Origin of the sequence: Dyadobacter sp. CY326, from assembly GCF_021390515.1 — a bacterium.
Taxonomy (GTDB): Bacteria; Bacteroidota; Bacteroidia; order Cytophagales; family Spirosomataceae; genus Dyadobacter.
Window position 1 is genome coordinate 460,808 of sequence record NZ_JAJUXI010000002.1, and the last position, 17,596, is coordinate 478,403.

Here is a 17,596-nt window from a genome sequence, read left to right on the forward strand (position 1 = left end):
ATGGATCAGCAAACGGTCAACAAACAGAACATATATGAGAAACGCGAGCTTTCGGGCACAGCCAAAAGTATCTTCTCCCCTTTTTTAAGCACGCCACTGTGGAAAACTTCTTCCAGCATCATATAAATGGATGCAGAACCGACATTCCCCTTCGTAACGAGGTTGGTATACCACTTCTCTTTGGAGATCGGCATGCCATTTTCATTACAAAAGTCTTCTATTTTATTTTCAAAAAAGTAACTTGACAAATGCGGCAGGAAATAGGTTACTTCCTCCATGGAAATGCCTTTTTTGACAAGAATATCTTTTAGTTTGGCAAAACCCAATTTAACAATTTTTTCTCCTAAAAGCTTCACATCCTGCTTGATACTAAAAACCGAATATTCCTGAATGTCTTCATTGGTGTAATCTTTGTAACTCTTCAATGTGCCATCTTCGAGCTTGTCCGCGCCCATATACATGCAAGCTTCCTGCTCATTGGCATACGAACAACCTTCAACCCAATCTATTTTCAGAGAAATCCCCTCCTGATTTGGTTTTGATTCGACCAAAAATGCCCCCGCACCGTCGGACAACATCCATCTCAAAAAATCCTTTTCGAATGCCAAATACGGATTGCGTTCGAGTTTTAGCAATTGCTGCAATTCGTCTTCAAACTGACTGGCTCGCAAAACCGGTGAAAGTCGCTCCGATGCGCAGGAGACTGCCTTTTCCTTCTCACCAAGCTTCACAGACATGTATGCATATTTGAATGCATGCATTCCTGCACAACAAACTCCGGAAGGTGAAACCACCTCGATCGGACCGGTCTCTTTCAAATAACCATGCACCATTGATCCGTGTGAAGGCATCAGCTGGTCGGGACTAGATGTGGCGCAGCTTAGCAATTCCACATCTTTGATTTCAGACGCATTGTTTTTGAACAGATTGGCCACTGCAAGCGCTGCCATTTCAGCATTGGTGTGGGTCGCCGTTCCGTCCTTTTTAAGCGCATAATATCTTCTTTTTATTCCATTATTGCGTAAAACGATTGACTTTGACTTGGATGGTTTTCCGTTGATGTAGCCTAAATACGCTTCCATTTCTTCGTTTGGAACGGGCTCATTGGGTAAAAACTTGGCAATTCTGGTAATGTATGCTTCTGACATTATAATTTGGTTTCAACCCCACAAAAGTATTCTTTTTTCTTCTTAATCGCGTTTCCGGTGAAGGGCACAATCAGCAAATTATATACGAAAAGTATGACCGGAGCGACCATAAAAAGTGCGATGAGCAAGTAATATTTAAATAGGCTAACCAATCGCTTGCGCTTGGCTGGTGTAGTGCCTTTTGTCTTGATCAGATTAGCCCAGATTCTGAAAAGTTTTTTCGCACGCTGCTCTATAAAAAGGATGTCTGTCGGAATTTGAATGAGCCCGGTGGCCAAAATGTTATGTTGGAGTTCGCTGTAAATGCCCTTCTCCCAGGCTGACTTTACAATGCTGCCAAACCTTGCACCGCTCTCAATATCCTGCTGACTTACGCCTGGCAACGGGAGGACACCCCATTTCTTATCTTTCCGTCCCGTGAGCATCCAATGTAAAATCGTAAATGCACTGATGAGATTAGACGTCCGGTCCATCAGCGGAATGTTTCCTACAAGCTTTCCGCCACCTTTGATAATGAGCGTTTTAATGCTTTCCTGCGAATTGAGCCACATATTCCGCCCGCCAATCACGGTCACAACGGGCGTGTCCCGCATGATTTGCTGAAATGTCGCGTCTTTGAGCAGCGAGGTTATGGGCGGTGAAGGCGATAAAAACCATGGCTGATATCCCAGCACAATGAGGTCGTAACGATTTGCGGAAAATGGAATGGTCTTTAAAGGAATTACATCTTCCTGCACACATTCGGGCATCTTGTCGAAAAATTCTTCCGTAGTCCAGGGAAAAATGTAGGGCTTAGCAGGATGGATCAAATGCCGCTCAATGCTGGCGGGATCAAATGGAGATAAAAACTGGTCAATGATTTCATTCAACTGTCCTGTTTGTGAGTAATTTACGACAAGAATCTTTCCCATTTACTGCAATCCTATTTACTAAATTCACTTCAAATCTGTCGCTTGCAAAACTTTGGAATGCTTTGCATAATCCGAAATTACTGCTTTTAAATCACTTTCTAATTTATCAAAATTAGAAACAATCGCCTGCTTGTCTTCGTCAAGTTGCTTATTATATTTCAAAATCTTGGGTGCATTTTCCTGAACAGTAAGCCTCAAAAACCGATATTCCATATTATCCGGACTGCCCTTAATTTCGTTTTCCAGCAATGCGGCGCCTTCTTTAAAAGTCTTCACTTTCCCTTTGGCACCTTTGATGAAACCGGCTTTTTTCATCATTAACGCGCCTTTGTAAGCGCTAACACGAGAAGTTAATTTCTGTTTTTCCAAACCAGCAATGGCTTTGTCAATCGAAGCTTCGTCGCCACTGGATAACGTTTTATAAAATGCCTGTCTGTCCAATTGCAAAACCGCGAATCCGGACCAGAAAACCAGGCAGAAAAACAATATGATCCAAGTTCGTGTCATGCGATTATGCTTATAAATAAATGCTAAAAAAGCCTATTCCTCGTTCCCTAAACCCTCTTTTTGCATTCCAATATGGTGTGATAACTGTCACCGATCAACGGATAGGTTTCCACGATTTCAAACCCAGCTTTCCGGGCCAGGTCTTTCATCACCTCAATGCGATACATTTTGCTGTTTCCATTAGCCATAATGGTAAAATAAAGCGATGTGGCGACAAGGCTATGATGCGCCGCAGGGAAATTTTGGTTGTCGAAAAACGGTTCGAGAATGTATAATGTTGTGTTTTCCGAAGCTGCCTGATAAGCATTTTCAAGGATCTGGATAATTTGTTCCTTGGAGAAACAATCGAGAAACTGGCTCATCCAGATCACGTCCGCGCCTTCGGGAATTTTTTGCTCTTGGTCAAGCAGGTTAATCTCGTGAAAGTCAATGCGGTCGGTTAGGCCTTTTTCAGCAGCATTGGCCTTTGCAACTTTCAGCTGTACAGGGAGATCAAGGATTTTTATCCTGACATCGGGATTATAATTACAGCACGCAAACGACCATTTTCCGGTGTTTCCACCCACATCAAAAATCAGTTTTGGATGATTCCTGAAAACAATTTTTAATGCTTCCGGAAATGCATTGTCGGAATAATAATGATCGAATTCAAACCATGAAGTTTTTGCCGGTTCGGGTAAAACGGACAAGCCTTCGTAAATGGTGGGCCAGTCTCCTAGCGTTTTCAGTCCTTCCGGCTGTCCGTTTTTTATGCTTTCAGTCATGCTTTTGGCGCCCAGATAGCACACGTCATTCATAAAATTGATGTTAACGCGCGTCATTTCGTCCTTCAACAGGAAGAAGCCAACCTTACTTATTTTTACAATTTCATTCTCGATTTCGACAACACCGAGCACTTCCGCTGCTTCCAATAGCAAAGTGACGCCATATTCTGAAACATCGCTTTTTTCAATGATCGTTTCAATGCTTACCCCTTTTCGATTGTTGTTGATGAATTGCAAAATTCCCAGATCCCGCAGGGCGACAACCGCCTGAAAATACATGGGTCCAAATGCTATTTTTTGTGCTTCATACTTGGCGTCAATTGCCGACAATTCTTTTTTCATTCTACGCTATTATGGTTCATTTTTTGCCGTAGAGGCGGGTATCATCCTGTCTTTGAACTTCCTGCGGTGTTTTTTCTTTTTGAGATCTTCTTCGTGCCAGGTAATATATCTGCCCATTGTCCCTCTAAACCGCTGAAAGAAGTTCTCTCTGTCCGAAAGCTTCACAAATCCTTCGCGCACTGCAGGTGTAAAATTAACCTTCGGCTCGTAAAGGTTCATTACTTTGAGCGTGTCAACAACGGTGGGCATCAATCCGATTGGCAGCTGAAAGCGTTTGATAAATTTACGCATGTAACTGGTCTGGATCGGGTCCGTAGCGAGTGCAAGTTTTGTAAAACCCAGGTCTTTTGCAAGGCGATAGGAATAGTAGACATTTTCCGTGCTGTGCTCTGCCTTTTCTTCCGTAAAAATATGCTCACGCGGCACGCCCAGCGCCTCCGCATAACTTGCCATCACCTTGCTTTCAACGTAAGGCGTGGCAACTGCTGACCCTGAGAAAATAATGTTTTTGGTATAACCTTTCGTATACAGATAATGCGCCCAATGGATGCGCATTTGCAGGATCATGTCCCATTTCTTGCCATTGTGCGGGAAGCCCGGAACAATCACTGCGTCGTAAGGCTGTTCTTTAAGTCCTTTTTGAAACGCTTTTTCGGCCGTGCGATAGAATAGTGCCCCGCAGCCAGAAAGTAGCATTGTCATTAGCGCCAGAAAAAATAGAGATAGAATCCGCACGATATGGGTTATCAGTTAAAGAGTAAGCTGTGAAGCGTTCTCCAAAATGGCGAACAAGTCACAGCTTACAAAAAATATGCTATGGTATCGGTAATCAATCGTCCGTTTAAAAATAAGCAATTCTATTTAATTTTCAGACTTTGTAAGACTTGCTCCACTTTTTATAAAGCTTGGAATCGATTTCCTGGTTGATCTTGTAAACGCTTCCAGCCCAGTAATTCCGGAAACCAAAACCACTGGCTTTGCCTTCGACTTTTTCCGTATAGAGGACTTTTTTAGTGCTTAGATCGATAAATGTTGCCCAAACCGTCATCTTCTCGGCAGTTTTGCTCAAACTTTCTACGACGTAAACCAGGCCTATGCCGTCTTTTTCACTCAACGAATATTTGGAAACGGACTTTTTAACCTGATCTTCTGTAAGCGTTGCTTCGGTTTCGGTAATGTTGTCTGCGACGTTTGCAGCTTTGTTGAATTTTACCATATCCTCCACTTTTGAAGCATATTGGTCGTCTTTCAGGTTAAAGGCTTTTTGAAGCGAAAATTTCTTTGGCTCCATTTCGATCAGGTTATTCCAGCTCACCATGTGCTGGTTCTGGATCGCGGCCGGATCTGTAAAACCGATTCTGCCAACATATTTTGCCTGAGTAAAATCAAGCCCCAGGAACACGAGTTTGGTTTTGCCATTGAAAAGATCCGCCATTGTATTTTCAGCAGAAGCAAAACCGACATTCAACAGAACGAATGCAAGAAGTAACAACTTTTTCATAACACGATACAGTTAAAATGAAAGATAGATTGTTATTAAAGCTTTTTATCCAAAAATGCGGCAAGCGATTTTCCGGCTTTTGCGTATGATTCCGCAATGCGGACGCCAGTGTCAAAATCAAATCCACCAAACTGTCCGCCAGGCACATTGCGCATGTTAATCTGCGCCACCTTTGCCGATTTGTTGGCAGATTCCACCAGATCAACTTCATAATCCACGTATGCATTCTTGCGCATCACGCCAACATTGAATCCTGGCTCAACGAATTTTGTGCGGACGATTAGCGTGTATTGCGCATCCGGACGAGATTGAACGGCTTGCAAGCCTTTATCCGCTAATCCTTTGTTAAACAACTCTTCAAATTTCGGCTCGAAACGCGCTTTGCGGTCGTCTGCCCACGCCTTTTTCCAGGTGTCGCCTTTGCCGGCTTCTTTGGCATTGTATTCGGCAGTTTTTTTGTCCAGATATTCCTTTTCCGTTGCAAATTTTCCAACTCCGAATTCTGAATAATCGTATTCAATGTTCAATGTTTTTTGACCTGACAAACCACCTACATCTCCGCTTTTCAAGTCAACTCTTTGGGCAAAGGAATCATTTGCACCGATTGCAGCAATGGCCATTACAGCTGCGTAAACGAACTTTTTCATGTTAATTATTTTATTTTATGGTAATAGAGGATTCAAATATATATCAATTTTTCAGGTTTGCGTTTCTCCTGTTTGTATATTCTAAAAGTGAGTTCTTCAGCGGTTATGAACTGAAATAACGGGGTTACGCGCAGCCTAGACTTGAACAACGAATGCAGTTTTTCGCGAAAAAATGTGGTCTGCAACTGCATAGGAAGCAGGATGGTAATTTCGTCGTTTCCAAACTCATTTTTTGAAACAACAACCTGATAAAGCTCAATTTCCTGCACCATATCGAGCACATCAAAAATGGCAGGCGGAAAAATGGTCGTTCCTTTAAATTTGATCATCTGCTGTTTCCTTCCCACGACCGGCCCTAAACGCGGACTTTTTCTTCCGCAAAGACAAGGGCCGTAATAGACGTGACACAGGTCGCCCGTGCGGTAACGCAGTAACGGCATGCCTTCAACGCCAAGCGTCGTAATCACCACTTCGCCCAGCTCGCCCTCATTAACCACCCTGTCTTCTTCATCCACCACTTCCAGAATGAGCAGATCTTCATTCAAATGTCCGCCCTTGCCTTCGCTGCATTCCGTGAAAGCTGCGCCCATTTCGGTCGAGGCATAAGTGGAATACAGTTTCACATTCCATTGGGAAGTGATGCGTTTTCCCAGTTCATTATAAGTAAAATCAGGGTTACGGATGGGTTCACCAATGCATATCACCGATTTGATGCTGGATGAAGCGTAATCGATGCCGTTCGCAACAGCGTAATCGATCAGTCGTGGAATAAATGATGGAATGGCAATGATTACAGTGGGCGAAAAGCGCTGAATGGACTCCCATTGCAGAAACGGAGCGCCCGGACCAACCCTGATCATTCCTGCGCCAAGTTTTCTTGCGCCCATCCAATAAGCGAGCCCGGCCATGAAACGCTTGTCAATGGTCGTCATCAGCTGGTAAATATCATGCTCGGACCCGTCGGCACGACGAAAGGATTCAGATTCATTATCAGCAAGCCGTTCAATGTCCGAGTCGGTGAGATAAAAAGCAACGGGATCGCTGAGCGTGCCGGAAGTTGTCACATAGTCCGCAATTCTGCTTTTTGGGACGCACAGAAAATCATCATTTGCAGCCGCGAGATTGTCTTTTGTTGTGAAAGGAAGTTTTGCCAGATCGGCAACGGTCACAATGCTGTCCACATCGACGCCGTGTTTTCTGAAAATTTTTTGATAATAGGGAGAGTGTGCCGAAACATAGGCCAGCAAGTGTTTTAGTTTTTGCTCCTGCGTTTCACGGATCATTTCAGAGATCATTTGGAATCAGATTTATAACTAACGATCGAATACTTGAATTTACGGGCTTCCGAAATTTTATGCTCGATGGATTTTTCTTCATTCACGGACGACACATCGTGTTTCAATGCTTCCTCGTAATATTTAATGGCCTTTTTTGAGTTTTTATTCTTTTGGAAATAGTCGCCCAGCAACATATAAGTAAGAAAGCTTTGCGGGTTGTTGGCTACAAAAGAAACTTCATCCTGTTTGGACAGCTCAAAAGGAATGTCCATCAACACATATTTCGTGATCTTTTGTTTGGTCGCTTTGAATGCCTCGAACTTCTTGTAATCGCTGGAAGCCAGGAAGGGGTCCGCGGCGATTTTATGCGCGTCGTTTGGTTTGAAAATTCCATTTTTCGCAAAAACATCATTGAGATTGTAATAAATGAATTCGCCCAGTTGATAAGGCGGCGTCGAAATCCACATTTCTTTTTTTTCAGGTTTAAAAAGAATTCCGTGGTGCGCAATGAGCTGATTCAATGTTTTGGAATTGCCATAACCGACAAATTTGTCATTCACGCCTTTCTGGTCTCGCAAAATTGCAGCCGCTTTGTCAACATTCATTGGGTATGAACGTATTAGAAGCTGGTTCATCCGATCAAACCTGGATTTTGAGTCCGAGCCATTGATGTTATCAATGTTCACAGAATCTTTGATAAAAGCATTTCCCTGATAATGATTTGCGCAAACCAGATAATCCTTGCCGGATTCAAAAACGTCCATTTTTTGCGGTGATTTTTCGATAATTGCCGCCTGATCATCTGCCGCCGAACCGATTAGCAACGACTCCGAAACGAAGGTCTCACTTCTTTTGGCAATTTTGGTTGCTTCCTCAATGGTGCCTGCATATTGTAAAATCTCTCTTGCCAAAATAGAAATCGGTTCCTTGGCAGCGAACGGAATGTCTGATTTCGAAGCATTTAATGTCACAGTTATGCCCTTTTCATTCATTCCCGAAACCACGCCCGTAAGGCCTGCCCACGCGTAGGAAGCAAATTTGTATCCCTTGTCGGGGTTCATGAACACGATCAATTTGTCTTCTGCAAAAGCGTCGCCCATGTAAAAATCAAAGTTTCGGGCGATGAGCAGCGTGGAATCTGTTGTCAATGCATTGTTAACCGCGAACGAAGTGCAGCCCACCATGTTCAAATCCGCCAATGCGTGACCAATGTCGTGTGCGGCGTGATAGTTGAGAATGCGGTAATATTTTGGCCCGATGTAATTAAACTGCTGCGAAAAAGACTGCGAAACACCGTAGATCTCCTGCAAGTTTTCATCAGGAATATACTTGTAAATGTCTCGGTTGAACCATCCGACAAAGCCTTTCAAAACTTGTAAAAACAAACTGCTCGGAATCAATTCTTTGATTTGATTTACAAAATGGACTTCCTGTTTTTCCATCAATTCCTTTGCAAGAATACCGTAAATCAGCCCGCGTTCGTAGGGTTTTCCTTCAAGATACATTTCCCAAATCCCCTCTTTATTCTTTTTAAGCCAGCAATTTCCAACGGCATAATGGTCTTCGCCCAGCTTTACGCGCTTGTAACTTTCGGCGGTTTTATTACTTTCAAGTTTGGGAGCCGGCACGTGGATGCGCCAAAGAAAAATGCCGAACACGATTCCAACAACAAGCAGGAAAATTCCAAAGACTTTTAATACGGATCTGGTAACTGTACTTTTGGGCCACATAAGCGGGAAAGACGGGCAAAGGATTGGTGGTTCCGGTCGAATATCAAAAATAGCAATAAATGGGCATCAGTTATATAAAAAGCATTTCACAACACGCATCGCTTGGCCTCTGGCATATTACCGAAAGTTGGCCAACATTGAAGGATATGGCTGATTTGCCCGAATCTGCATTGCATCCGCTCGACGATAAGCGGAACGATAAACGAAAACAAGAGTGGCTGGCTTGTCGCGTTTTGTTGAAAGAAATGCTTCCCGCAGCCGCGCTGATTGCTTACGATACAAACCGCAAACCGCATATTGAAGGTGACAAGCATCAAATCTCAATGTCTCATTCGGGAGATTATGTGAGCGTGTATATTCATGATAGTGAGCCCGTTGGTGTCGATTTGCAATTGATGAAACCGTCAATTTCCAAAGGATCTGATTATTTTCTAAATGCGTTGGAACAGCAATGGGTGAATGTGGATAATAATTTGCTGCTGCATTTGATCTGGTGCGCCAAAGAGGCTGTGTTTAAATATGCAGGCGACGCGGATCTTGATTTGAAAAAACATATTATTACAAATCCTTTCGCCAGCAACCAAAACGGAAAAATTCAGGTTTCTATTCTGAAAGAAAATACGCGTAATTCCGTGATGGTGCAGTTTGAAACATTTAATAATTATGTGTTGGCCTGGACCATTTGAAATACAAAAACCTAACCCTGCTATGCCCCGACTGTTTACAATTATCCTTTTTCTGTCCGCTTTCCAACTTTCCGCACAAGTTCCATCACAGTCTTCCAGTGAAATTTTTCAAAACATCAAGAAATTGAATGTGCTGGGATCTGTGCTTTACATTGCCGCGCATCCCGACGACGAAAATACGCTGATGCTCTCGTATTTATCGAAGGATCAATTGGTTAGAACGGGTTACCTGTCCCTGACCAGAGGCGATGGCGGGCAGAATCTCATTGGAGCGGAGCAAGGTTATAACATTGGTGTCATCCGCACGCAGGAGTTGCTGGCCGCGCGCCGCATTGATGGTGCCCAGCAGTTTTTTTCAAGAGCATATGATTTTGGTTTTTCCAAAACGCGCGAAGAAACATTGAATTTTTGGGATAAAGACAAAGTGCTGGGCGATGTGGTCTGGATGATCCGCAAATTTCAGCCGGATGTCATTATCACCCGCTTTCCGCCTGATCCGCGCGCGGGTCACGGTCACCACCAGACTTCTGCTTTTCTGGCTGAGCAAGGTTTCAGCCTCGCAGCTGATCCAAAATCCTATCCCGATCAATTGAAATTTGTAAAACCGTGGCAGGCGAAAAGGCTCGTCTGGAACACTTACACACCGGGTTTTACCAACAAGCAACCCACCGAAGAAAAAAGTCCGTTCATTTCCGTTGAGATTGGCGGCTATAATCCGGTTTTGGGAACTTCTTACACCGAAATTGCAGCCCAAAGCCGCAGCCAGCACAAAAGCCAGGGCTTTGGAAGTTCGCCGCAACGCGGCGCGCGCATTGATTATTTTTTGCACAAAGTCGGCGAACCAGCGCAGAAAAGCTTGTTTGACGGCATTGATGTTTCCTGGAAACGTGTGAAAGGAGGAGACAGGATTCAGCCCATGATTACAAACGCGATCAAAAGTTTCTCAGTCAATAAACCTTCGGCCTCCATTCCCGAGTTGTTGAAAATCAATGCAGCGTTAATTCGACTCGATTCAACAAATATTTACGTTCAGGCAAAAAAAGAAGAGGTTAAGGAGCTCATTTTGCAATGCGCAGGACTTTGGTTTGAGACAAATCCAGACGATTATTCGCAAGTTGCCGGAGACACGGCGGCCGTTAAGATTTCTGTTGTAAAAAGATCTGATTATCCCGTCAAACTTGTCGCCCTGCATTGGACCGGAAAGGAAAAAGACAGCTCAGTGAACATGACGCTTGCCGATAATGAACTGGAAATATTTGCGGTAAATCCGGTTTTGCCCGCTAACCTGAAAGTGACGCAACCTTACTGGCTAGAAAAACCGATTGACAAAGGCTTGTTTCAGATTGATAATCAACAAGATATAGGATTTCCAGAGAACAGGCCTGAAACTGTAACAACATTTAAATTTCAAATTGGCGGGCAGCCATTCACATTGTCGCGCCCGTGGATTTACAAAAGCACAGATCCGGCCGAAGGTGAAATTTACAGAGCATTTGAAATCCGTCCGGCAGTGACGGCGACAATCACGGAGCCGGTGTTCATATTTCCCTCTCTTGAACCAAAATCGGTGACCATCGTTGTGGAGGCGCAGCGAAAAAATGTCAGCGGATCGGTCAAACCGGAAATTCCTGCTGGTTGGAAGGCAGTGCCGGAATCCGCTGAGTTTAAGTTGTCGGGCAAATATCAGCAGCAAAATTTCTCTTTCATCATCACGCCACCTGCGAACAATCAGGAAGCGAAGTTGAGAGCAACTGCCACCGTTGACGGAAAAATTTATGACAGATCACTTAGAACAATCGCTTACCAGCATATTCCAAGTCAAACCATTTTCCCAAGTTCGGAAGCGAAACTGGCAAGGATTGATGTTAAAACGACTGTCAAAAACATCGGTTACATTGCTGGCGCCGGCGACGACGTTCCAACTGCTTTGCGACAAATGGATTGTCAGGTTACGATGCTGAATGAAGCAGGCTTGGCCAAAGACCTGAGCGTTTATGATGCAATTGTTGTGGGTGTTAGAGCCTACAATACAGAGGGTTATCTCGCCAATGCTCAGCCAAAACTGATGGATTATGTCAAAAAAGGCGGAACAATGGTGGTTCAATATACAATTCCTGGTGACCGGAAAGTGAAGGAAATTGGTCCTTATCCCTTGGAACTAAGCCGCGACCGGGTTGCCGAAGAAGATGCAGAAATGCGTTTTCTTTTACCTGAACATCCATTGCTAAATTATCCAAACAAGATCACACAAAAGGATTTTGACGGCTGGATTCAGGAACGCGGTTTATATTTTGCGCAGAGTTGGGATAAAGCGAATTATCAGGCATTATTTTCTGCCAATGACAAAGATGAGACATTAAAGGAAGGGGGCGTGCTTTACGCGCAGTATGGAAAAGGACACTACATTTATACGGGTTTGTCGTTTTTCCGGGAGCTGCCGGCTGGTGTTACCGGCGCATATCGGCTGTTTGCTAACATGATATCCGCCGGTAAAAAGTAAGCCGTTATTTGACGTTTTTGCGCCGGTTGCGTTGAAAATCTTCTAGCACAAAACCGCCTAATCCCTGCAAATTGCTGTAATAAGCGCGTCCGTTGTTGACTTGCGTGAAGTTTTGGACAAATTGTTTGAGATATGGGTCGGTTGCAATCATGAATGTTGTAACCGGAATGTCCAATCTCCGGCATTGTGCGGCAAGCGTCAACGTTTTGCTGATAATCTTGCGATCGAGGCCAAAGCTGTTCTTATAGTAACGAATGCCTTCTTTCAGGCATGTTGGCTTGCCGTCCGTTATCATGAAAATTTGCTTGTTACGCGTTTTCTTACGGCGCAAAATGTCCATCGCCAGTTCCAGACCTGCAACTGTGTTCGTATGATACGGCCCGACCTCCAAATAAGGCAAATCTTTAATCTGGATCTGCCATGCATCATTTCCAAAGACAATGATGTCCAATGAGTCCTTCGGATATTTGCTTCTGATTAGCTCCGCCAATGCCAGCGCCACTTTTTTCGCAGGTGTAATCCGGTCCTCTCCATACAAAATCATGGAATGACTAATGTCGATCATTACAACCGTCGCAGTGGTTGTTTTCTGCTCACGTTCAACGACTTCCAGGTCATTTTCCATCAACATAAAATCACCGATGCCGTGATTTACTTGCGCATTTTTAATGGACTCGGTCATTGCAATTTGATCCAGCGTGTCGCCGAATTGAAACTGACGAATGTCGCTGCTCAACTCATCCCCGACGCCCATATGCGGCGTGTGGTGATTTCCACCGGTTTTAGAGCGTTTTAGTTTCCCAAAAATCTCATCCAAAGCACTTTTGCGAATGCTTTTTTCAGCCTTGGGCGTCATGATGATCTTGCTTTCGCCTTCTTGCTGCTCCTCCTTGATGTAACCCTTCTTTTTAAGGTCGTCGAAGAAGTCGCCGATCCCGTAAGAATCATTGGTCAAAGTATACTGGCGATCCAGCTCGCTAAGCCACGACATTGCCTCAGTCACATCGCCGGAAGTCATCAGCAGCAGTTGCTGAAATATGTCAAAAAGCTGATCAAACTTGCTGTTGGCGCCTTGGTCGGCTGGTATAAATTTAGAAAAACGATGTCCTCGCATAAAATCGGGCTGAAATTAGATCTCTAAAAGAGACGGCTACTTTCAAATTTAATCGAAAGTAGCCGCATATTTAATAATGTATTGAAGTTCCTTACGCTTCTTCCGCGCAGAACTCTTCAAATGCCATTTGCAAATGTTGTGCAATCATCTCAGCAGAACGGCCTTCAATGTGATGACGTTCAACAAAATGGATTAGCTCGCCATCTTTAAAAAGCGCCACTGCTGGCGAAGATGGAGGATATGGCAATGTGTATTCACGCATTTTCGCAGTTGCTTCTACATCTGCACCAGCAAAAACTGTTGCCAAATGATCAGGCTTAATTTCGCTGCGAGACAATGCTGCCGTCACACCCGGACGGGCTGCGCCAGCCGCGCATCCACAAACTGAATTGATAACAACCAAAGCTGTTCCTTTTGTGGTCTGCATGAAGTTATCAACTTCCTCAGCACTTGTCAAATCCTGAAAACCTACGCGTGTAAGTTCGGCTTTCATTGGAGCCACTAATTGTGGTGGATACATATTTCTAAAAATTAAAGTTACGAGATATTTATATTATTGGCTTTCGGCAGGTGCCTCGGACCTTCGATGCACTAAATATGAAAAGGAAAAGCGTTACATGAACCCGAGTTCCAACTTGGCTTCTTCCGACATCATTTCCGTTGTGTAAGGTGGGTCAAATGTCAATTCAAGACTAACATCATTCACGCCTTCAACTTCACGGATCTTTTGCTCCACCTCTCCTGGCAATGTTCCCGCCGATGGGCAAGAAGGCGACGTCAAGGTCATGGATACAAACACATTGTTCACGGGGAATATTTTCAAATCGTAAATCAAACCCAGTTCGTAAACATCAACGGGAATTTCCGGATCGTAAACGGTTTTAATGGCCTTAACAACTTCTTCCCTTAATTCTGCCTCTGACATTTTATTGTTATTTACAAATCTAAATTAACTGGCTGCATTAAATGACTTTGCCTGGTAAGCGACCCCGTAAGTCTTCATTTGCTTCAACATGGATGCAAGTCCGTTCGATCTGGTTTGTGCAAGATGCTGATGCAATCCAACGCGCTCCATAAAATAAAGGTTAGCGCTAGCAATTTCTTCCGGCGTATGTCCCGATAAAACCTTCACAAGCATGCTTACCAATCCGCGAACGATAATTGCGTCGCTATCTGCCTCAAATTTCAGCAACTCGCCATCTAAATAAGCATTCAGCCAAACCCTTGACTGACAGCCTTTAATGATATTTTCTTCCGTCTTAAATTGTTCTTCCAACGGAGGAAATTCTTTTCCGAGATCAATAATATACTCGTACTTGCTCTCCCAATCATCAAACAATTCAAAATCCGAAATTAGTTCGTCCTGTATCTCGTTTATGGTCATTGTAGTTTTAAATTATGCGGCAGCCGTTCTCATTTCCACCCATCGAATTATGGATTCGGCTGTTTCGAGTCCTGCCTTGGAAACTTCGGCAACCGGATTTCCGTCGTAACCCATCGCCAAATGAAGTGTGTCGTAGGCTCCATTGAATGCATTGAGCGCCTTTTTATCCATTTTAGCCAACCTCTCTTTATACCAATCGACATCCTTTCTTCCTTTGGCTTTATTTTCCAAAAGCCCATCCAATGCAACCAGCACGCCTGTATAAGCAGCGTGTCCGGCCAGCTTTACATATTTTTTGTCCTGATAAAATCCATCCTCTTTCTGCGCTTTCTCTCTTAAAATTTCCTTTGCATTGTCGAGATAACGCTTTGCTTCTTGTACTGTGTTGGGCATATGTGTATATAGTTTTGGTTTAAATTCAAGCTTAACTTACCAAGATTAACCGAGCATTCTCTTCACTTTATGCAAACCTTGTATTAACAAGTCAATTTCGTCGGTTGTGTTATAAACAGCAAATGAGGCGCGGGTGGTTCCGGTGATGTTGAAGCGTCGCATGAGCGGTTGCGTGCAATGATGCCCCGTTCTAACGGCAATGCCTTGCTGATCAAGCAACACGCCCATATCCTGGTGGTGAATGCCATCAATAACGAATGAAAGCACACTCACTTTTTCTTTTGCCTGACCAATAATTCTCAGCCCCTCAATTTCTTTAACCGCTTCCGTCGCATATTGCAGCAACATATTTTCGTGAGCCGCAATGTTGGATTTGCCCAATGTGTCCACATAATCCAGAGCAAATTTCGATGCTACAACATCCGCAATGTTGGGCGTTCCAGCTTCGAATTTGTATGGCAACTCATTGTAAGTCGTTTTCTCAAAAGTAACCTCCTTAATCATCTCACCGCCTCCGCGATAGGGAGGCATTGCGTCTAATAATTCTTTTTTGCCATACAAAATCCCCATGCCGGTCGGGCCGTAGATTTTGTGCAGTGACAATGAATAAAAATCGCAATCCAAATCCTGTACATCCAAATGCAAGTGCGAGCTCGCCTGCGCGCCATCCAAAAGCACTTTCGCACCCACAGCATGGGCTTTCGCAATAATTTCTTTAACTGGGTTAATCGTGCCCAACGAGTTGGAAACATGCACAACTGACACAAATTTAGTCCGATCTGTCAGCAACTTCTCATACTCATCCATCAACAATTCACCTTCGTCGTTGATAGGAATTACTTTCAGAATGCAGCCTTTTTCTTCACAGAGCATTTGCCAGGGAACAATGTTCGAATGATGTTCCATGGTTGAAATGATCACTTCATCACCAGCTTTCAAAAATGTGCGGCCATAACTTGACGCGACGAGGTTAATGCCATCCGTGGTGCCATATGTAAAAATAATTTCCTCAGAAAGCGGCGCATTCAGAAATGTCTGCAAACGACGGCGCGATTGCTCAAATGCAGAAGTCGCCTTTTCTGCCAAATGATGAATTCCTCTATGAATGTTGGCATTGTAATGTTCATAATAACCAGACAAAGCATCTAAAACCAAATGCGGTTTTTGCGTCGTCGCAGCGTTGTCAAAATATACCAGTTGCTTTCCATTCACGATTTCATTCAGAATCGGAAAGTCATTTCTGATGGATGCTATATCGAGATTGTTGCTCATTGTGACGTGTATTTAAGAAAAAAACCCAACCCAAAAAATGACAGGTTGGGTAATAGTAAAATTTTGATCCCAGTAAAACCGGGCTATTTATTTCGACGCAAGCTTCTGAGCGATAACGTTTTCCAAATACTCACGAACAGAATCTATCTTGATCTGTGAAACAACATCAGCACAGAAAGCAAACATTAACAATGCCATTGCTTCCGGCCGGGAAATGCCACGTGAACGCATGTAAAAAAGCGCTTCCTCATCGATTTGTCCAGTCGTGGTTCCGTGCGAGCACTTCACGTCATCAGCATAAATTTCAAGCTGGGGCTTGGTGTTCATTGTCGCTTCGGTGGACAAAACAATGTTTTTGCAAGATTGAAAAGCATTGGTTTTTTGAGCGTCCTGACGAACAAAGATTTTTCCATTAAAAACTCCCTTTGCCTTATCTCTCAAAATCCCTTTGTAAAGCTCGTTACTTTCTGAATTTGGCTTACGGTGATCAGCAACGGTGTGGTTATCAACATGCTGCGTGCCGTCCGGGAAATAAAGTCCGTACATATGCGCTTCGCAACGTTCGCCATCAAGTATAATGTTCAAATTGTTGCGGGTAAAGCGACCATTCAAAGTCACAGTTCCTGCATAAAACTGCGAGCGGTCCAGCATGCGCACTTGTGTTGTGCCCACATGATATGCGTTATCGCTCTCATTCTGAACTTTATAATATTCAACGCCAGCTTCTTCTCCGATAAATATTTCAGTGACAGAATTGGTAAATGAGCGGGCACCACCTAATGTCCGGAAAGCTTCTGCAAGCTTGACATGCGCATTTTTACCAACAGCAATGATATTTCTTGGCTGACTGCCCACATTTTCCGCCCTGGCGTCGCTTACAAACCGAAGGATCACCGGATGTTCAACCGTTTGATTATCAGGAATGTGAATAAAAATCCCATCCTGTGCGAAAGCCGTGTTAAGCGAAGTAAAAGCGTCTTGGTCTTCTTTCAGCAATTCATTGAAATAGGAATTGACCAAAGAAGGATTCTTCTTATATGCCTCCGAAAGCGAACTGATCGTAATTTGATCTTGTGAAGAAATGATGCGTGAAAGCGCCGGATGGTAATGTCCGTTTACAAAATAGACAATATTGGCATCCTGCGCAGGAATTTTCAAGTCTTCCAGATCTGCCAGTTCAAGGGAACTGTCTGAATTGAAATTATAAGAAACGCTTATCAGATCCTTAACATTCGAATATTTCCATTCCTCGTTTTTTGGAGTTGGAAATCCCAATTTATCGAACTGAGCCATTGCCGCGCGTTTTTTCTGGTGCAATGCCGATGAAGCCTCACCATTCAAAACAGATTCACGGGCGTGAAAATCCGCGACCAGCCTCGTTTTCAAATCTATTGTTTCGATACTCATTGATTTATTAATA

18 protein-coding genes are annotated in these 17,596 nt (G+C 43.7%); 2 read left to right on the forward strand and 16 right to left on the reverse strand.

The window, feature by feature from the left end:
- Window positions 1-5: 5 nt before the first annotated feature.
- The 9 genes from LZG73_RS02530 to LZG73_RS02570 all read right to left on the reverse strand — a co-directional run bounded on the left by LZG73_RS02530 (window position 6) and on the right by LZG73_RS02570 (window position 8,827).
- Complete coding sequence (locus tag LZG73_RS02530) at window positions 6-1,148, reverse strand: beta-ketoacyl-ACP synthase III (protein WP_233845924.1); 1,143 nt, start codon at window positions 1,146-1,148, stop codon at window positions 6-8.
- The gene (locus LZG73_RS02535) at window positions 1,148-2,059 is read right to left on the reverse strand and encodes a hypothetical protein (protein ID WP_233845925.1); all 912 of its coding nucleotides are present in this window, start codon (window positions 2,057-2,059) and stop codon (window positions 1,148-1,150) included. The genes LZG73_RS02530 and LZG73_RS02535 overlap by 1 nt, the downstream gene beginning before the upstream one ends.
- Before the next feature lie 24 nt (window positions 2,060-2,083).
- Entirely contained in the window at window positions 2,084-2,566 is a 483-nt protein-coding gene (locus tag LZG73_RS02540; protein ID WP_233845926.1) for a hypothetical protein, read from the reverse strand.
- Window positions 2,567-2,613: 47 nt separating this feature from the next.
- Window positions 2,614-3,672, reverse strand: coding sequence for a methyltransferase (locus LZG73_RS02545; protein WP_233845927.1), 1,059 nt, complete (start codon window positions 3,670-3,672; stop codon window positions 2,614-2,616).
- A gap of 9 nt (window positions 3,673-3,681) precedes the next feature.
- Window positions 3,682-4,374 (reverse strand): YdcF family protein, encoded by a 693-nt coding sequence (locus LZG73_RS02550; RefSeq protein WP_233845928.1) that lies wholly within the window; start codon window positions 4,372-4,374, stop codon window positions 3,682-3,684.
- A 166-nt stretch (window positions 4,375-4,540) separates the two neighbouring features.
- Window positions 4,541-5,173, reverse strand: a complete 633-nt coding sequence (locus tag LZG73_RS02555) for a hypothetical protein (RefSeq protein WP_233845929.1) — start codon at window positions 5,171-5,173, stop codon at window positions 4,541-4,543.
- A gap of 35 nt (window positions 5,174-5,208) precedes the next feature.
- Window positions 5,209-5,820 (reverse strand): hypothetical protein, encoded by a 612-nt coding sequence (locus LZG73_RS02560; RefSeq protein ID WP_233845930.1) that lies wholly within the window; start codon window positions 5,818-5,820, stop codon window positions 5,209-5,211.
- Between the two features lie 32 nt (window positions 5,821-5,852).
- Window positions 5,853-7,115, reverse strand: a complete 1,263-nt coding sequence (locus LZG73_RS02565) for a phenylacetate--CoA ligase family protein (RefSeq protein WP_233845931.1) — start codon at window positions 7,113-7,115, stop codon at window positions 5,853-5,855.
- Entirely contained in the window at window positions 7,112-8,827 is a 1,716-nt protein-coding gene (locus LZG73_RS02570) for a C45 family autoproteolytic acyltransferase/hydolase (RefSeq protein WP_233845932.1), read from the reverse strand. Before LZG73_RS02570 ends, LZG73_RS02565 begins: the two co-directional genes overlap by 4 nt.
- Before the next feature lie 59 nt (window positions 8,828-8,886).
- Between LZG73_RS02570 and LZG73_RS02575 the strand changes: the two genes are divergently transcribed.
- Window positions 8,887-9,513, forward strand: coding sequence for a 4'-phosphopantetheinyl transferase superfamily protein (locus tag LZG73_RS02575; protein WP_233845933.1), 627 nt, complete (start codon window positions 8,887-8,889; stop codon window positions 9,511-9,513).
- Between the two features lie 22 nt (window positions 9,514-9,535).
- Window positions 9,536-12,013 (forward strand): PIG-L family deacetylase, encoded by a 2,478-nt coding sequence (locus tag LZG73_RS02580; protein WP_233845934.1) that lies wholly within the window; start codon window positions 9,536-9,538, stop codon window positions 12,011-12,013.
- 4 nt (window positions 12,014-12,017) lie between these two features.
- On the opposite strand, the gene LZG73_RS02585 is transcribed toward LZG73_RS02580, so the two are convergent.
- The 7 genes from LZG73_RS02585 to sufD form a co-directional block, all read right to left on the reverse strand.
- Window positions 12,018-13,127 (reverse strand): VWA domain-containing protein, encoded by a 1,110-nt coding sequence (locus LZG73_RS02585; protein ID WP_233845935.1) that lies wholly within the window; start codon window positions 13,125-13,127, stop codon window positions 12,018-12,020.
- 91 nt (window positions 13,128-13,218) lie between these two features.
- On the reverse strand, window positions 13,219-13,647 hold the full coding sequence (locus tag LZG73_RS02590) for a BrxA/BrxB family bacilliredoxin (protein WP_233845936.1): 429 nt from the start codon (window positions 13,645-13,647) through the stop codon (window positions 13,219-13,221).
- Window positions 13,648-13,740: 93 nt separating this feature from the next.
- Window positions 13,741-14,052, reverse strand: a complete 312-nt coding sequence (locus LZG73_RS02595) for an SUF system Fe-S cluster assembly protein (RefSeq protein ID WP_221393148.1) — start codon at window positions 14,050-14,052, stop codon at window positions 13,741-13,743.
- A 24-nt stretch (window positions 14,053-14,076) separates the two neighbouring features.
- Window positions 14,077-14,511 carry a SufE family protein gene (locus tag LZG73_RS02600; RefSeq protein WP_233845937.1) on the reverse strand — a complete coding sequence of 145 codons (435 nt, stop codon included), beginning with the start codon at window positions 14,509-14,511 and terminating at the stop codon, window positions 14,077-14,079.
- 12 nt (window positions 14,512-14,523) lie between these two features.
- The gene (locus LZG73_RS02605) at window positions 14,524-14,904 is read right to left on the reverse strand and encodes a DUF5618 family protein (protein WP_233845938.1); all 381 of its coding nucleotides are present in this window, start codon (window positions 14,902-14,904) and stop codon (window positions 14,524-14,526) included.
- A 45-nt stretch (window positions 14,905-14,949) separates the two neighbouring features.
- Window positions 14,950-16,176, reverse strand: a complete 1,227-nt coding sequence (locus LZG73_RS02610) for a cysteine desulfurase (RefSeq protein ID WP_233845939.1) — start codon at window positions 16,174-16,176, stop codon at window positions 14,950-14,952.
- An 87-nt stretch (window positions 16,177-16,263) separates the two neighbouring features.
- Window positions 16,264-17,583, reverse strand: a complete 1,320-nt coding sequence (gene sufD / locus LZG73_RS02615) for a Fe-S cluster assembly protein SufD (protein WP_233845940.1) — start codon at window positions 17,581-17,583, stop codon at window positions 16,264-16,266.
- Between the last annotated feature and the right edge of the window lie 13 nt (window positions 17,584-17,596).

Excerpts from the sequence above, each read along its gene's own strand:
- LZG73_RS02530 (WP_233845924.1), bottom strand. The coding sequence starts at position 1,148 with ATGTCAGAAGCATACATTACCAGAATTGCCAAGTTTTTACCCAATGAG.
- LZG73_RS02535 (WP_233845925.1), bottom strand. The coding sequence starts at position 2,059 with ATGGGAAAGATTCTTGTCGTAAATTACTCACAAACAGGACAGTTGAAT.
- LZG73_RS02540 (WP_233845926.1), bottom strand. The coding sequence starts at position 2,566 with ATGACACGAACTTGGATCATATTGTTTTTCTGCCTGGTTTTCTGGTCC.
- LZG73_RS02545 (WP_233845927.1), bottom strand. The coding sequence starts at position 3,672 with ATGAAAAAAGAATTGTCGGCAATTGACGCCAAGTATGAAGCACAAAAA.
- LZG73_RS02550 (WP_233845928.1), bottom strand. The coding sequence starts at position 4,374 with ATGACAATGCTACTTTCTGGCTGCGGGGCACTATTCTATCGCACGGCC.
- LZG73_RS02555 (WP_233845929.1), bottom strand. The coding sequence starts at position 5,173 with ATGAAAAAGTTGTTACTTCTTGCATTCGTTCTGTTGAATGTCGGTTTT.
- LZG73_RS02560 (WP_233845930.1), bottom strand. The coding sequence starts at position 5,820 with ATGAAAAAGTTCGTTTACGCAGCTGTAATGGCCATTGCTGCAATCGGT.
- LZG73_RS02565 (WP_233845931.1), bottom strand. The coding sequence starts at position 7,115 with ATGATCTCTGAAATGATCCGTGAAACGCAGGAGCAAAAACTAAAACAC.
- LZG73_RS02570 (WP_233845932.1), bottom strand. The coding sequence starts at position 8,827 with ATGTGGCCCAAAAGTACAGTTACCAGATCCGTATTAAAAGTCTTTGGA.
- LZG73_RS02575 (WP_233845933.1), top strand. The coding sequence starts at position 8,887 with ATGGGCATCAGTTATATAAAAAGCATTTCACAACACGCATCGCTTGGC.
- LZG73_RS02580 (WP_233845934.1), top strand. The coding sequence starts at position 9,536 with ATGCCCCGACTGTTTACAATTATCCTTTTTCTGTCCGCTTTCCAACTT.
- LZG73_RS02585 (WP_233845935.1), bottom strand. The coding sequence starts at position 13,127 with ATGCGAGGACATCGTTTTTCTAAATTTATACCAGCCGACCAAGGCGCC.
- LZG73_RS02590 (WP_233845936.1), bottom strand. The coding sequence starts at position 13,647 with ATGTATCCACCACAATTAGTGGCTCCAATGAAAGCCGAACTTACACGC.
- LZG73_RS02595 (WP_221393148.1), bottom strand. The coding sequence starts at position 14,052 with ATGTCAGAGGCAGAATTAAGGGAAGAAGTTGTTAAGGCCATTAAAACC.
- LZG73_RS02600 (WP_233845937.1), bottom strand. The coding sequence starts at position 14,511 with ATGACCATAAACGAGATACAGGACGAACTAATTTCGGATTTTGAATTG.
- LZG73_RS02605 (WP_233845938.1), bottom strand. The coding sequence starts at position 14,904 with ATGCCCAACACAGTACAAGAAGCAAAGCGTTATCTCGACAATGCAAAG.
- LZG73_RS02610 (WP_233845939.1), bottom strand. The coding sequence starts at position 16,176 with ATGAGCAACAATCTCGATATAGCATCCATCAGAAATGACTTTCCGATT.
- sufD (WP_233845940.1), bottom strand. The coding sequence starts at position 17,583 with ATGAGTATCGAAACAATAGATTTGAAAACGAGGCTGGTCGCGGATTTT.